Source organism: uncultured Marinobacter sp. (genome assembly GCF_963974375.1).
Lineage (GTDB): Bacteria > Pseudomonadota > Gammaproteobacteria > Pseudomonadales > Oleiphilaceae > Marinobacter.
Window position 1 is genome coordinate 1 of sequence record NZ_CAXBDN010000080.1, and the last position, 15819, is coordinate 15819.

The 15819-nt window shown below is 61.4% G+C and carries 11 protein-coding genes and 1 pseudogene; 5 read left to right on the forward strand and 7 right to left on the reverse strand.

Translation table 11 applies throughout. From position 1 onward, the window contains the following. The 3 genes and pseudogenes from AAC035_RS08745 to recD all read left to right on the forward strand — a co-directional run. A pseudogene (locus tag AAC035_RS08745) lies at positions 1–984 on the forward strand (exodeoxyribonuclease V subunit gamma); the annotation flags it as partial. An 8-nt stretch (positions 985–992) separates the two neighbouring features. Continuing rightward, positions 993–4676 (forward strand): exodeoxyribonuclease V subunit beta, encoded by a 3684-nt coding sequence (recB, locus tag AAC035_RS08750; RefSeq protein ID WP_339802663.1) that lies wholly within the window; start codon positions 993–995, stop codon positions 4674–4676. Further along, complete coding sequence (gene recD / locus AAC035_RS08755; protein ID WP_339802665.1) at positions 4673–6844, forward strand: exodeoxyribonuclease V subunit alpha; 2172 nt, start codon at positions 4673–4675, stop codon at positions 6842–6844. The genes recB and recD overlap by 4 nt, the downstream gene beginning before the upstream one ends. A 49-nt stretch (positions 6845–6893) precedes the next feature. On the opposite strand, the gene mnhG is transcribed toward recD, so the two are convergent. Genes mnhG through AAC035_RS08785 form a run of 6 tightly spaced genes read right to left on the reverse strand, consistent with a single transcriptional unit; the run spans position 6894 to position 12897 of the window. Continuing rightward, positions 6894–7226: a monovalent cation/H(+) antiporter subunit G gene (gene mnhG / locus AAC035_RS08760; protein WP_339802668.1), complete on the reverse strand. Its 333-nt coding sequence runs from the start codon at positions 7224–7226 to the stop codon at positions 6894–6896. Continuing rightward, positions 7223–7504, reverse strand: a complete 282-nt coding sequence (locus tag AAC035_RS08765) for a K+/H+ antiporter subunit F (RefSeq protein ID WP_339802670.1) — start codon at positions 7502–7504, stop codon at positions 7223–7225. The genes mnhG and AAC035_RS08765 overlap by 4 nt, the downstream gene beginning before the upstream one ends. Next, entirely contained in the window at positions 7504–8001 is a 498-nt protein-coding gene (locus AAC035_RS08770) for a Na+/H+ antiporter subunit E (RefSeq protein WP_339802673.1), read from the reverse strand. The genes AAC035_RS08765 and AAC035_RS08770 overlap by 1 nt, the downstream gene beginning before the upstream one ends. Further along, a complete protein-coding gene (locus AAC035_RS08775) occupies positions 8001–9635 on the reverse strand; it encodes a monovalent cation/H+ antiporter subunit D (RefSeq protein ID WP_339802676.1) in 1635 nt (544 codons plus the stop codon). The genes AAC035_RS08770 and AAC035_RS08775 overlap by 1 nt, the downstream gene beginning before the upstream one ends. Beyond that, positions 9632–9982 carry a Na+/H+ antiporter subunit C gene (locus tag AAC035_RS08780; protein WP_339802678.1) on the reverse strand — a complete coding sequence of 117 codons (351 nt, stop codon included), beginning with the start codon at positions 9980–9982 and terminating at the stop codon, positions 9632–9634. Before AAC035_RS08780 ends, AAC035_RS08775 begins: the two co-directional genes overlap by 4 nt. Continuing rightward, the gene (locus AAC035_RS08785; RefSeq protein ID WP_339802681.1) at positions 9982–12897 is read right to left on the reverse strand and encodes a monovalent cation/H+ antiporter subunit A; all 2916 of its coding nucleotides are present in this window, start codon (positions 12895–12897) and stop codon (positions 9982–9984) included. Before AAC035_RS08785 ends, AAC035_RS08780 begins: the two co-directional genes overlap by 1 nt. A gap of 305 nt (positions 12898–13202) precedes the next feature. On the opposite strand from AAC035_RS08785, the gene AAC035_RS08790 reads away from it, so the two are divergent. Beyond that, positions 13203–13658: an META domain-containing protein gene (locus AAC035_RS08790; RefSeq protein ID WP_339802684.1), complete on the forward strand. Its 456-nt coding sequence runs from the start codon at positions 13203–13205 to the stop codon at positions 13656–13658. 286 nt (positions 13659–13944) lie between these two features. Then, entirely contained in the window at positions 13945–15012 is a 1068-nt protein-coding gene (locus AAC035_RS08795) for a BMP family ABC transporter substrate-binding protein (protein WP_339802687.1), read from the forward strand. A gap of 360 nt (positions 15013–15372) precedes the next feature. On the opposite strand, the gene AAC035_RS08800 is transcribed toward AAC035_RS08795, so the two are convergent. Further along, a partial coding sequence (locus AAC035_RS08800) for an amidohydrolase family protein (RefSeq protein ID WP_339802690.1) occupies positions 15373–15819 on the reverse strand: 447 nt, incomplete at its 5' end.

Here is a 15819-nt window from a genome sequence, read left to right on the forward strand (position 1 = left end):
TTGCAACAGCCATTATCGGTGCCGGAGCTGACCGAGCCATTGCCAGTGGAGACCCTGGGCCGGTTTCTGCAAAGCCCGGTGGCGGCCTTTTTCAACCAGCGCCTGCAGATCCGCTTTTCCGGGGTTGAGGTGAGCGACACCGACAACGAGAATTTCCAGCTGGACGGCCTCAACCACTGGCGTCTGGAGAGTGAACTGATCCAGCAGGTGGTGACGAAGGCGATTGATGAAATCGAGTTTCTGGAGAAAACCAGCGCCTGTCTGGAAGTCATGGCGGCCCGGGGTGACCTGGGTATGGGTATCACCGAACGCCAGCTGCGCCGGGATCTGCAGGCCCGGTTGCCGGACATCTTCCGGCGTTATCAGGAGCAGACGGCCCTCTGGCCCCAGCGGGTGATTGACCCTCATCCCTTCAGCTACCGCTATGACAGTAAGCATGGCCCCATCCTTCTGGAAGGCGCTTTGGACCGGTTACGTCAGAACGCGGAAGGCCGGTGGTGTCGTCTGGTGGTGGCCAGCAGCAAATTGCTGGAAGGTTCGGGCCGCAACGCCCAGGTCCGCTACCACAAACTGCTGACGGACTGGGTGCTGCATCTGGTGGCCCAGGCTGAGGGCTACGACCTGCTGACCACGGTGATTGCCAAGGAGGAGGGCAAGATCATCCAGCTGCCGCCACTGCCAGCGGAACAGGCGGTGGAGAAGCTGAACTGCCTGCTGGCGGCCTGGCAGGAGGGCATGACCCGACCCTTGCCGGTGGAGGCGGAAACCGCCTATGCCTGGCTTGGCGGGCTCTATAAAACCAAAGGTGGTGGCGACGAGGAAGCCCTGGCTCAGGCAGAGGCCAGATACACCGTTATGCTGGCGCGGGACCCGGGGTATCTGAACGGGGCCTGGCCGGATTTTGACGGGCTCATGGCCAGCGGCGAGTTTGGCGACTGGGTGCGCCGGCTGTACGAAGATGTCCGTCAACTGAGTCAGGGGTAAACCGAACCATGTCCGAAGCAAGAATGCTCGATGCCCTGACCCAGTCCCTGCGGGGCGATCATCTGATTGAGGCCAGTGCCGGTACCGGCAAGACCTTCACCATTGCGTTTCTTTACGTGCGTCTGGTGCTGGGTCACCAGGGGCCTGACCAACAACCGCTGGGTCAGGGACTGACCCCGGCGGATATTCTGGTAGTCACCTTTACCGAAGCCGCCACCAAGGAGTTGCGGGACCGGATTCGCCAGCGCCTGACCGAAGCGGCCGACTACTTTGCCATTGCCCCGGAGCAGGCCCCGGCCGAACCTGCCCAGAGCGACCTGCTGGCAAGGCTGAGAGCCAGCATTCCGGCAACCCTCTGGCCGGTCTGCCGGCGCCGGCTGATGCTGGCGGCCGAGTCCATGGACGAAGCCGCCATTTCCACCATCCACGGCTGGTGTAACCGGATGCTCAACGAGCATGCCTTTGACAGTGGCAGCCTGTTTCGTCAGACCCTGAAAACCGACGAACTGGAATTGCTGGACGAAGTGGTGCGGGATTACTGGCGCACCTTCTTCTACCCCCTGGGCGAAGACCTGATGGACGAGGTGCTGACCCTGTGGAAGCACCCGGAAGCCCTGCGGCAATCCCTGCGTAACCTGCTGCCCCTGGTAGATGCCTTGCCCGCCCCTGAGCGCGAAGACGACGTCGAAGGCGTGATTCAAGCGGTGATCGCCCAGCGCCAGCACCGGGCCAGTGAACTCAAGGCCTTGCCCTGGGCGGACTGGCAACCTGAAGTCACTGATCTGCTGAACGAACTGGGCAAGGCCAAACGACTGAACGGCAACAGCAAGAACGCCATGCTCAAGGTCTGGGAGCCGCTGCTGGCCTGGGCCGGTAACGATGAGCTGTTGCCGGATAAAATCACCGGTGCCGGTTACAGCAACCAGACCCCGGACGGCCTTGCCGAGAAAGTGACCGGGGAGGGCGAGATACCTCAGCATCCGGCCTTCGATGCCTTTGCCGAACTGCTGGCTTTTAATGCCAGCATGCCATCGCCCCGCCAATCCCTGCTGATTCACGCGACCCGCTGGGTGGTTGCCCGGGTGGAGCAGCAGCAACAGCAACGGGCGGAAATGGGTTTCAACGACCTGCTGACCCGCCTGGACCGGGCCCTGCAGCAGCCGGAGCAGGGCGCGCGCCTGGCCACCCGGATACGCCAGCAGTTCCCGGTGGCCCTGATCGATGAGTTCCAGGACACCGATCCGGTACAGTTCCGGATTTTCCAGACGGTCTATCGCATTGGTGGCAACAGTGCAGAGTCCGGCCTGTTGCTGATAGGTGATCCGAAGCAGGCCATCTACGCCTTTCGCGGTGCCGATATCCATACCTATCTCAAGGCCCGCGAAGGCGTGGCGGAGCGGCTTTATACCCTGGGTACCAATTTTCGCTCCAGCGCCGCCATGGTGGACTCGGTGAATGCCCTGTTTGCGGCGGCTGACGATCAGTTGCCGGAGGGGGCATTCCTGTTTCGTGCCGGGGCTTCCAACCGGTTGCCGTTCTTTGCCGTTGATGCCAACGGCCGCCCGGAGCAGTGGCAGGTGGAGGCCGGTTCGCAGCCGGCGCTGACCTTGTGGAGCCACAGCGACGACAAGGCGGTGGGTGTCACTGAAAGTCGGATCCTGTTGGCGGACGCCTGTGCCAGTGAAATCGTGCGGCTGCTGATGCTGGCCCGGGCTGGCAAAGCCGGCTTCGGCGACGGCAGTCAGCCACTGAAGCCATTGAAACCCAAAGACATCGCCATACTGGTGAACGGGGTGACCGAGGCCAACGCGGTGCGCGCCGCCCTGTCCCGGCGGCGGGTCCGCAGTGTCTATCTGTCGGATCGCAGTTCGGTGCTGCATTCGCCGGCGGCGCTGGATGTGCTGCACTGGTTGCGGGCCTGCGCGGAGCCGCGGCAGTTGTCATTGTTACGGGCGGCCCTGGGGACCTCTATGCTGGCTTTGCCCTTCGACCGGCTGGAGCGGCTGCTCACCGACGAGCAGGCCCTGGAGCAGGAGATTGACGCATTTCTGGTTTATCAACAGATCTGGCAAAGCCAGGGCATTCTGCCCATGCTACGCCGCTTTCTTATGGAGCACCGGGTGCCGGAAACGCTGCTGCGGGGCCCTGACGGTGAGCGACTGCTCACCGACCTCCTGCATGTTGCGGAACTGCTGCAGCAGGCTAGCCAGCAACTGGACGGAGAACAGGCGCTGATTCACCACTACGCCGACATGCTGCGCAACGCCGACGATGAGTCCGAGCACCTGCACATGCGGCTCGAAAGCGATGCGGACCTGGTGCAGGTGGTGACCATTCACAAGTCCAAGGGCCTGGAATACCCGCTGGTGTTCCTGCCCTTTGCCACCAGTTTCCGGGAACAGGACCGCAAGGCGCCGTTCCTTAAAACCCACGACGATCAGGGCAATGTCCAGGTCTGGCTGGAACCGGACGACGACACCCTGGCCCTGGCCGACCGGGAGCGGCTGGGGGAGGACATCCGCAAACTCTATGTGGCCCTGACCCGGGCCCGTTACGCTACCTGGGTGGGCGCTGCGGCGATTCGCGGCTGGGAGAAAAGTGGTCTGGGCTATCTGCTGGGCAGTCACGGCGGACAGCTGGAACCGGCTCTGGAAAGCCTGGCGGCGCGACACCCGGCCATCACCACCACACCGGTGCCCACGCCCACTGACGCCCGGTTCGAACCGCTGCCACAGGCGGAACCCGGGGAGGCCCTGCGCCCGTTGAGACCGGCGCGGGAGCACTGGTGGATCGCCAGCTATTCAGCGATCAGCTACGGCGCGGTCAATGATGCTTCGGCCCTGGCGGAGCTGCCGGTGGAGACCGAAAGCGCCAGTCAGGAAAACCTGCGGGACGAAGATCCGGTGGCGGATGCCGGCCCTCGTCCGGTGCTGTTGGCGGCGAATCACCACGGCTTTCCGGCTGGCCCCGGCCCTGGTACTTTCCTGCATGATTTGCTCGAATGGTGTGGTCATCAGGGGTTTGCCCATGTGCTGGCGGATCCGCAACCGCTGAGGGAGCTGCTGGAGCGCCGTTGCCGGTTGCGGCAGTGGGACGACTGGGTCGAGCCGTTGCAGCATTGGCTGCTGGCGCTGCTTCGCCTGCCAATGCCCTTGCCGACTGCTGATGGCAATGGCGGCGAAGCCCGCGCTCTGGCAGAACTGACGAAAGTGAAGCCGGAACTGGAGTTCTGGTTCGAGAGCCATCGGGTCGATATCCCGGCCCTGGATGGTCTGGTGTGCAGACACATCCTGCCCGGCCAACGCCGGCCGGCTGCGGTTCCGGCCCTGTTCAACGGCATGCTCAAGGGGTTCATCGACCTGGTGTTCGAAGTGGACGGCTGCTACTACCTGCTGGACTACAAATCCAACCGCATCGGCGACGATGATGACAGTTACACCGCTGACGCCATGGAGCAGAAGATTCTGGAAAGTCGCTACGATCTGCAGTACGCCCTCTATACCCTGGCTCTGCACCGGTTGCTCAAGGCCCGGTTGCCGGACTATGACTATGACCGCCATCTGGGCGGAGCCATCTACCTGTTCCTGCGGGGGCACGAGTCACAGTCTGCGGGGGTCTACCGGCACCGGCCACCGCGGGAACTGATTGAAGCCATGGACCAGTTGTTTGCGGGTAAGGAGCAGGCGGCATGAGCAGAAAAAAAACATCTGCCAACGACAGCTCCGGTGATGCTCCGCAACTGGACCTGTGGAATGCCGAGCCGGAATTGCCGCAGCTACTGACCCCGGAGAAACTGGACAGCCTGTTGCAGGATTGGGTAACGGCGGGCTGGCTGCGGCCCCTTGATCTGGCTTTTTCACGGTTTATCGAAGAAAACGCGTCGCAGGCTGACGCTGATGCACCGGACCGAACCACGGTGATGCTGTTATCAGCGCTGTTGTCACACCAGGTGGGGCGTGGCCATGTATGCCTCGATCTGGATCAGTTGCTGGGTGACCCGGAAACCACCCTGGCTCTGCCCCCGGAAGGCTATGACGAGCGCAGCCCGGAGCTGGGCCTAGTGCTGCCATCCAGTCTGTTCGAGGGACGCTCAACGGATGAGCTCAGATCTGCCCTGATCAGCAGTTCGGCAGTGGCTGAGGACATTGGGGCCAGTCGCCCGCTGGTACTCGATGGCAGTCGCCTTTATCTGCATCGATACCGCGCTTACGAGCAGCGTATTGCAGCCGGTATTCTGAACCGTTTGCAGTTGCCAACGGAGCTTTCGGATGCGGATTCCCCGGCGGGCAAGATCCTGTCTCAGGCGCTGTCGGTATTGTTTGGCACCGGCCCGGAGCCGGATTACCAGAAACTGGCCTGTGCCCTGGCGGCCCGCAGCCGCTTTGCGGTGATTACCGGCGGCCCCGGCACCGGCAAGACCACCACCGTGGTCCGACTGCTGGCGGCCATGCAGTCCGTTGCTGAACGCCCCTTGCGCATCCGGCTGGCGGCACCCACCGGCAAGGCCGCAGCCCGGCTCAGTGAGTCCATCAGCGGGGCCGTAGCCGACCTTCCGTTGTCGGAACTGCCGGGCACGCCGGCTGCTGACAGTATTCCTGGCCGGGTCACCACCCTGCACCGGTTGCTGGGCAGTCTGCCGGGCAGTCGCCGGTTCCGCCATAACCCGGATAATCCGTTACCCCTGGATCTGCTGGTGATCGACGAAGCCTCCATGGTGGACGTGGACCTGATGGCTTCGGTCTTCGATGCCTTGCCCGCTGGTGCCCGTCTGATCCTGCTGGGTGACAAGGATCAGTTGGCATCGGTGGATGCCGGGGCAGTGCTGGGCGAGCTCTGCCAGCGCGCAGCGCTAGGCCATTACCGGGAGGATACGGCGCATTGGTTGAGGGCGGTGACCGGCTATGAGCTGCCAGAGAGCTATATGGATCAGGATGGAAACCGGCTGGATCAGGCCGTGGCCATGCTGCGTCGAAGCTACCGTTTTGATGGCGGTAGCGGCATAGGTCTGCTGGCCGGCGCGGTGAACGAAAACCGGCTCAGCCGCGAGCTGATCGACACCTGTAAAAAGTCTGGTTTTGAAGATGTGGCCTGGCTGAAGGTTAGTGCCCCGGGGCCAGAGCAGCATGATGCCGAGTTGCTGGACCACTGCCTGGACGGCAGTCCGGCCAGGTTCCGCAATGAGGGCAAGGGTCGGGTGATCAATGACCGCCCAGTGCCGCCACCGGTTGGCTACCGCCATTACCTGACCCTGATGGCAGAGGGTGCCGCCACGGCCGATGCCTCCGCACAGGCGAGGGATCAATGGGCCCGTGTGATACTGGACGCCTTCGGCCAGTTCCAGGTGCTTTGCGCTCTGCGCCGCGGCCCCCTGGGTGTCGAGGGCATGAACCAGGCGATCGCCGGGGCTCTGCGGCAGGCGGGACTGATTGACCGGGACGAAGGCTGGTACGCAGGCCGCCCGGTGCTGGTGACCGGCAACGATTACAACCTGGGCCTGATGAACGGGGATATCGGCATCACCCTGCCAGTGTCCGCAAATGGCGAGACGGTTTTACGGGTGGCCTTTCCGGCGTCTGATGGCAGCAACGACATTCGCTGGATCTCCCCCAGCCGGTTGCAGTCCGTGGAGACGGTTTTTGCCATGACGGTGCATAAGTCCCAGGGTTCCGAGTTTGGCCACACCTGTCTGGTGATTCCGGACCGGCTGACTCCGGTGCTGACCCGTGAGCTGATCTACACCGGTATTACCCGGGCCCGCCACTGGCTAAGCCTGGTGGTGACTGACGATCGGGTGCTGCAGCAGGCGGTTCGCCGGGGCGTGATCCGGGCCTCCGGCCTGGCGCCGGCGCTGGGTGCCTGAATTTCTGTCTATGTGCCTGTTTACTTTGCGAGCCATTGGCAAGCAGGCATCAGGACTTATTCTTGCGGTTGCGCAGGTTGCGGTATACCGCGGCCCGCATCACCAGCATGGCGGAGACGGGGGCGGTCATGAAGATGAACAGGGTGATCAGTAACTCGTGAATCACCGGCCGGCTCTGCAGGCCACTGAACAGCAGCATGGAGGCAATCAGTACGCTGCCGGCACCGAAGGTGATGGTGATGGCCGGTCCGTGAATCCTCTGCATGAAGTGGGGCAGGCGCACCAGGCCCAGGGCTCCGATGACCGTCAGCACGCTGCCGAGCAGTAGTAACAAAATCACCGGCACAATAATCCAGGCCGGTAGCTGGGCGGCGGTATTCATTCGATGATTTCTCCCCGCATCAGGAATTTGGACAGGGCCACGGTGGACACAAAACCGGTCAGGGCAATCAGCATGGCCAGCTCAAAGTAGACGTCACTGCCGAATCGCATGCCCAGTGCCAGAGCCAACAGCATGCAGCAGATCCACAGGGTGTCCAGTGCCAGCACCCGGTCCTGGGCGGTGGGTCCCCGCAACAGGCGGTAGCTGCACAGGATAATGGCCAACGCGATGGCGGCCTTGGTGAAGTAGAGTGCGAAATCCAGGGCGACCAGCAGCATCAGACCTTTCCCTCGAAAGCTTCGATCAGAGGCTTCTCATAGCGATTCTTGATGGTATCCACCCACCAGTTCTGATCATGCAGATCAAACACATGCAGCAGCAGGTCGTGGCTGTCCGGCAACACCTCGACCCAGACCGTGCCAGGTGTGCAGTTGATCAGGCAGGACAGCATCGCCAGGCCGTAGGGGTCACGGAGATCCAGGGGAATACGGATGAACTCGGAACTGAGGTCCTGATGCCGCCGGAACAGGATGATCCGGCTGACGTTGAAGCAGGAGCGGCCAATTTCAGCCACTGCCCAGCCGATAAGACGTGCCAGTGCCAACGGACTGTGCAAGCGCATCCGGTGGGGCATCATGGAATCGGTAAAACGGGGAACCGCAATGGCAATGACCGCACCCAGCAGCAGGTGTGCCGGGGCCAGGGTCTGGTTCAGCAGCAGCCAGATAATCAGCAAGCCTGCAGAAAGCAGGGGTCTGGGTAGCCATCCGGCCATTATTGATCTCCTGCCCGGGTAAGTGATGGCACCGGCCGGTGGCCCAGTACCTGATCGATGTAATTCTGCCCGGACGAAAGGTCGGCACCGGCGCGGTCCATGTAGCCCCGCACCGGTCCTGCACTGACGGTCATGACCACACAGAGCAACAACAGGGCGAGCACTGGCGAGGCCTCGGTCAGCTGAAGTCTCGGTGATGTGGTCTGGGGAGATGACCAGAAGATCCGCACCCCCAGCCGCATCATGGCGATAATGCCGAACAGTCCGGACAGGAACAACAGGGCAATGAACAGCCAGCCGGTGGTAGTCGGTCCGCCTGCACCGGATACGGTCAGCAGGCTGGTGACAATGCCGAACTTGGCAATGAACCCGGACAGGGGTGGCATTCCCACCATGACCAGAGCACAGCCGGCGAACGCCAGGCCGAGAAAGGCCATGGCGCCGGGAATGGCTACGCCCGCGCTTTCATGGGCTTCGTCGTCACTGGCGAAGGCCTCCATGGTAATAGCCAGCAACCGCGAGGTGGGCGAGTAGATTCTCTCGGTCAGCTCGATCAGCAGCACGAAGGCGGCCACGGCAAGGGTGGAGCTGACCAGGTAGAATAATGCGGCGGCCGCGATTTCCGGACGATTGAAACCCAGCAGTGCCAGCAGGGTTCCGGAAGACAGAATGGCGCTGTAACTGGCTACCCGCCGTGCGTCCTGACTGCCCAGCATGCCGGTGGCGCCGTAAATTATGGTGAGCAATCCGCCCCAGAACAAAAGAGAACCGCCAAAACCGGTCGAGCTGCCGGCATCCTCAGCAAACACGATCAGCCACAGCCGGTAAATCACGTAAATACCCACCTTGGTCACCAGCACCAGTAAGGCGGCTACCGGCGGCGCAGAGGCTCCGTAAGCCACTGGCAGCCAGAACCCGAGGGGCCAGATGGCACTCTTGGTGAGAAAAGCCACTGCCAGCACCGCCGCGCCGGTTTCGAACAGGGCCCGGTCGGCATCGTTGAGGGAGGCAATGATACGGGCCAGATCTGCCATATTCAGGGTACCGCTGGCGGCGTAGATCAGTGCTATGCCAATCAGGAAGAAAAACGAGGCTACCAGATTGAGCGCAATGTACTGCATGCCGGCACGGATCCGGACGGCGTTCTGACCATGGAGCAGCAACCCGTAGGAAGCCGCCAACATCACCTCGAAGAACACGAACAGATTGAACAGGTCGCCGGTGATCAGGGCGCCGTTAATGCCCATCAGCAGAAACTGGAACAGCGTATGGAAGTGCACCCCCACCCGGGACCAGCGCCGGTAAGCGAAGGTGAGGGAGGCGCAGGATACCAGGCTGGCCAGCACCAGCATCATGGCGGCAAACCGGTCGATGACCAGGGCGATGCCGAAAGGAGCGGCCCAGTTTGCGGCCAGATAGACGCCGGTATTCCCTTCAAACCGGCCGTTGTCCACCAGCCACATGAAGGCAATCGCCACCATCAATGTGGCCAGCAGGCCGGCGGCGTTCAGCCACAGTTTGAACTCATGTCGACGTTCGTTGATGAAGATCAGCAGGGTGCCGGTGATCAGCGGCAGAATGATCGGCAGGGATATGAGATGGTCAGGTATCGCGTGTGCAGGCCAGAAACTCACTCCTGTTTCTCCCTTTCCTTGCCATCCACATGGTCCGTTCCGGTCAGGCCCCGGGAGCCAAGAAGAACTACCAGATACAGAGCCGTTGAGGCAAAACCGATCACAATGGCGGTCAGCACCAGTGCCTGGGGTAACGGATCAGCGTAGAGTCCCGGATCAATGGGGCCAGGCTGGGTGGTCAGGGGGGGCTTGTCGAGCCATAGCCGTCCGGTAATGAATATGAACAGGTTGACCGCATAGGAGAACAGCATCAGCCCCATGATCACCTGAAAACTCCGGGGCCGCAGCACCAGCCAGATACCGCAGCTGAACAGTACGCCAATGGCGATAGCAAGGACCAGTTCCATCAGTGCAGCTCCCGGTCATGGAGTGGTTGATGGGTTGCGGTACCCGAGCCGTCACCGCTGTAGCGATGGCCACGAACCGACTGGTGTGCCAGTGCCACCAGAATCAGCATGGTGGTGCCAAACACCGTCGCCATGACTCCCAGATCGAACACAAACGCCGAGGGTAAATGGAGCTCTCCCAGCAACGGCAGGGTCATATGCACAGTATGGGTGGTCAGCAACGGGGAGCCGAACAGCCAGGCTGCCAGCCCGGTACCACAGGCCAGCAACAGGCCGACACCGACCCAGCGGTGGGGCTTGAGGCGCAGGTGACTTTCCACCCAGACCGTCCCTGCCAGCATGTACTGGATAATCAATGCCACCGACAGAATCAGGCCGGCAATAAAGCCACCGCCCGGCAGGTTATGGCCCCGCATGAAAAAGTAGAGCGCCACCACCGCAATCACCGGCAGCAACACCCGCAGGTAAATACCGGGAACCAGAAGATAGCCGCTGCTGGCCTGCTCGGCCGGTGACTGCTGGCTGGCGCTATCAATACCACTGAGCTGTTGTGGCGGCAAAACCGCGCTTTCCGGTGCCGGCCGGAACCGGCGTAGCAGCGCATACACGGTGAGGGCGACAATACTGAGTACGGTGATTTCACCCAGGGTGTCCAGGCTGCGGAAGTCCACCAGCAGCACATTGACCACGTTGGTGCCGCCACCTTCCGGCAACGACCGCAGCAGGAAGAAATCGCTGATGGTATGAGACGCCGGTGTCATCATGATCAGATAACTGACTCCCGCCATGATGAACCCGCCGGCGATGGCTACCACCAAGTCCCGGCTACGGCGGGCTCTGGCGCGCCGGGCTTCGGTTCTGGCGGCCTGAATGCTTAGGATCCGCGGTGGCAGCCAGCGCAGCCCCAGAAGGATCAGGATCACCGTAACCGTCTCGACCATCAGCTGGGTCAGGGCCAGATCCGGAGCTGACAACCACAGGAAAGACGCACTGGTCACAATGCCGGTGCCGCCGATAAGGATCAGTGCGGTCAGACGGTGGAATTTGGCCATCCAGGCCGCCGCTATCGCGCAGCTGCAACCAGCGACCCAGAGCAGGGTGAACCACGGATCGAAACTGGTCTGGTAGAGCGGAACCGGCAGACTCAGCGGTGCCTTCAGCACCAGCAACAGTGCCAGCAGGCCCGCGCTGATCATCAGGAACAGCTGGGGCTGCAGGCGGCGGGTACTGACCAGTCGTTCGAAACGGCCGGCCAGGTCGGCCATACCCAGCAACGAGCTTTCGAAGAATTCCTTGCCATTGATCCGGTGCATCAGCGGAACCCGGTCAATCTGGCGAAGGTTGCCAAATCGCCACAGCAGAATGAAACACAGGACGCCCCCCACCAGCGCCAGCAGACTCATCATCAAAGGCAGATTGAACCCGTGCCAGATAGCCAGGCTGAACTCCGGCATCTGGTCCGCCAACACCGCTTCTGCCGCCAGGTGCAGTATCAGGCCGATGCTCAGGGCCGGAACAATGCCGACGATCAGGCAACAGATCACCAGAAACTCCACCGGTACCCGCATCCAGCGGGGCGCCTCATGGGGCTCCCGTGGCAGATCGGTGGCCAGTGGCCCGAAAAATACCTGGATAAACCGCAACGAATAAACCACGCCGAAGACCCCCATGGCCAGCGCTGCAGCACTCATCCACCAGTTGGAGCTGTCACCCACGGCCAGGGCTTCGGCAAAGAACATCTCCTTGGACAGGAAGCCGTTCAGCAGCGGTACGCCAGCCATGGCGCCACTGGCCACCAGGGCCAGGGTCGCCGTGTGGGGCATGACCCGGTACAGGCCACTGAGCTTGCGCATGTCGCGGGTGCCACATTCGTGATCGACAATGCCTACCGCCATGAACAGGGAGGCCTTGAAGGTAGCGTGGTTCAGGGTATGGAAAATGGCCGCGACCATGGCCAGGGGCGTGGCAATGCCCAGCAGAAGCACGATCAGCCCCAGATGACTGATGGTGGAGTACGCCAGCAGCCCTTTCATGTCGTTCTGAAAAATGGCGGCAAAGGCGCCGATCAGCAGGGTGCAGACGCCAGCGCCACCGATCAGCAAGCGCCACTCCGGCGTGCCCGCCAGCACTGGCCAAAGCAGCATCAGCAGAAATATGCCAGCTTTTACCATGGTGGCCGAGTGCAGGTAGGCAGACACTGGAGTCGGCGCTGCCATGGCGTGGGGCAGCCAGAAATGGAACGGGAACTGGGCGCTTTTGGTAAACGCGCCGAGAGCAACCAGCACCAGCACTGGCACATACCAGTCATGGTTCCGCAGGGTGTCACCGGAGGCCAGCACCGTATCCACATCAAAGCTGCCCACCACATGACCGATGGCGAGAACGCCCATCAGCAGGCAGAGACCGCCGGTGGCGGTTACCGTCAATGCCATCCGGGCTCCACGTCTGGCGTCGACCCGATGATGCCAGTAGCCGATCAGCAGGAACGAGGTCAGGCTGGTGAGTTCCCAGAACATCACCAGCTGGATCAGGTTGCCGGACAGCACCACCCCCTGCATGGCGCCCATGAAGGCCAGCAGGAATGAAAAGAAGCGGGGCACCGGATCCTTGGGTGACATGTAGTAACGGGCGTAGAGCACCACCAGCAGACACATGGCCTGGATCAGCAGCGTGAACAGCCAGGTCAGGCCATCCATCCGCAGCACCAGATTCAGCCCGTAGTCCGGCATCCAGGGGATTTCATAGCGCATCACGCCACCGCCAGACACCGCACCGAAGTGGGCGAGGGTCAGCACCACGCCGGCCATTGCCACTGCCGCTGAGAACCAGGCCTCCCGGTTCCGGGCATAGGCGGGCATGCAGCCAGCAATCACGCAGCCTATGAACGGAAGCAGTATGAACAGAAGCAGCGACATCGACTGTGATCCGGTTGTTTGGCAAGCAGGTGAGGTGGTGGACCGGATGGACAATTGTCGCCCGGGGACCGTCACAGCAAGAACAGGCTGAAAAATATCAGAAAAGCTGTATCTCAGGCTATAAGGGGTTTTCGAATGTCAAAGGTACCGGTCGGGATGTTACGAAATCCACAGACCCGGTAAAGCGCCGTCACCTTTTACCATGAACCTGATAAACTGCCGCTTTGGGGGAAGTGACCCCGGACGCCTTGTATCAATCACCGGCATTCCCCGACCATAATCTGAAGAATACAGGGAGCGACTCCATGAAAGGACGATTACTGACACTGGGTTTGATGGCTGTTGCCCTGGTATCACTGGTGGGCTGCGCGGGCGGTCCGTCTGGCGGAATGGCCGGCGACCGGCCGGTGCCAACGGCTCCGCTCACCAACACCTACTGGGAACTGAAAGCTGTGGGCGACAGTGCCGTTGCCAAAACGGGCGGTGAGGCGGAACCTCATATGATCCTGCTGGATGACGGCCGGGTGCATGGCTTCAGTGGCTGTAACCGGTTTGTGGGCCAGTACCGGGTTGAAGGCTCCTACCTTCTGTTCGACAGCATGGCCAGCACCAAGATGGCCTGCCCCGGTGATGATGTGGAGGCGCCTCTTTACCAGGCCTTTGCGGAAACCGCAGGGGTGAATCTGCGAGGCAAGGTATTGAAGCTTCTGGATGAAAAAGGCCGTGAGCTGGGCCGGTTCGAGGCGGTTGCCTTACCCTGAGCCGTGTCTGCTGGCTGACTGCCCAGCCATAAGGCATGTGCCTGCCCGGCTGCCTGTCAATGCACTCTCGTTGTGCGGTCATCGTGCAACGAGGGGGCAGTCTCTATCTTGATACGCTCTGATATTCTCTCTTGATTCCCTATAAAACAGTAGTTTGGACATTTTCCTGAACGATTGGCCAGTTTTTTGCTCCCTGTTGAGAGTTGAAAGAGGATCATGCTGCCGCAGGATCTGATCCGGTGGTCAGAACAAAACGATATCGTCACTCAGTTCAGGAGAAGTATTCATGAGTCTAAAACGCAGTCTGGCGTTTGCCGCCGCCCTGACCCTGCCGGTGCCGGCCATGGCGGACGACCCCATGAAGGTGGGTTTTGTGTACGTAGGGCCCATTGGTGACCACGGCTGGAGCTACCAGCATGACCTTGGCCGACTGTCGGTGGAGGAGCATTTTGGCGACAAGGTATCCACCACCTATGTGGAAAACGTGAACGAAGGTGCCGACGCCGAGCGCACCATCCGCCGCCTGGCCCAGGCCGGCAACGACATTATTTTCACTACCTCCTTTGGCTTTATGAACCCCACCGAGCGGGTTGCCAAAGAGTTTCCGGACAAGACTTTCCTGCACGCCACCGGCTACAAGCAGGCGGACAACCTGGGCACCTATCTGTCGGTGACCTATGAAGGCCGTTATGTCACTGGTGTGGCTGCCGGACTGGAAACCAAAACCAACACCCTGGGCTACATCGCCTCATTCCCGATTCCCGAAGTGATCCGGGACATCAACGCGGTCTACCTGGGCGCCAAGTCCGTCAATCCGGACATTGACCTGCGGGTGGTCTGGGTCAACACATGGTTTGACCCGGCCCGGGAAGCCGACGCTGCCAACACCCTGATGGACCAGGGCGTGGATGTGATTGTCCAGCACACCGACAGCCCGGCTCCGCTGATTGCCGCCGAACGCCGTGGCAACTGGGGCGTGGGCCAGGCTTCCGACATGCGTGATTTCGGACCCAAAGCGCACCTGTTGTCGGTGGTGAACGATTGGGCACCCTATTACATCGACACCATCCAGCAAGTCATGGACGGAACCTGGGAATCCCAGGACTACTGGGGCGGCCTGGCGGAAGACGTGATCCAGATCGTCGGTGTCAACGAGAGCCTGAGTGCAGAGAACAAGGCGAAAATTGAAGCCGTTACCGAGTCCATCCGCAGCGGCGAGTTCCACCCCTTCACCGGACCCCTGAAAAACCAGGCCGGCGAACTGATGGTTGAGGACGGAGTCACCATGACCCGTGCCGAGCTGTCTGGCATGAACTGGTATGTGGAAGGGATGACGGCTAACTATCCGGAGTAGGTGCAAAACCTGAATTCCCGGGGGCGTTGAACTGCCTCCGGGGTAGGGGAATCCTACTCAGACTCCCGTTCGCCCTGAGCCTGTCGAAGGGCGATACCATATCTCCCGATCAACTTCTGTGTTTACGTCCTTCGATCCTTCGGCGAGCTCAGGATCAGGACGAACGGAACCAAGTAACCAAATCTTTATTCGCCCAGATCCTGAGCGTGCCGAAGGATCGAAGGGTGCTACCACCCTATTAATTTATGAGTTCACGTCCTTCGACAGGCTCAGGACGAACGGGGTTGGGAGAATGGAAGTTCGTTCGCCCTGATCCTGAGCCTGCCGAAGGACCGAAGGGCGATACCTCCAGGCTCCGCCTCACGCCAATAACTTCGCCACACTCTCCTGCACATTCCGAGTCAGTTCACGAACATCCAGTCCCGCCACCTGGCCATCGCTGACCACCTGTTTGCCATTCACAAAACTGTCCCGTACCTGCACCGGCTCGCCGCACATCAACGGTGCCATCAGCGGGCTGTGCACGCCGGCAAAACGAGGCTGGTCAATGTCATAGAGAACCAGATCCGCCGCCTTGCCCACTTCAAGTACGCCGGTATTGTCCAGCCCCAGCAGTTCGGCACCGCCGCGGCTGCCCCAGTCCAGAATCTGCTCAAGGGTAGTTGCCTGGGGGCCATGCACTGCGCGGTGAATCAGCCAGGCCAGGTTCAGCTCCTGCAGCATGGAACCGGATTCCGCCGAGGCCGAGCCGTCCACCGCCAGTGACACCGGCACTCCGGCTTTCGCCATATCGATGACCGGCGCAAT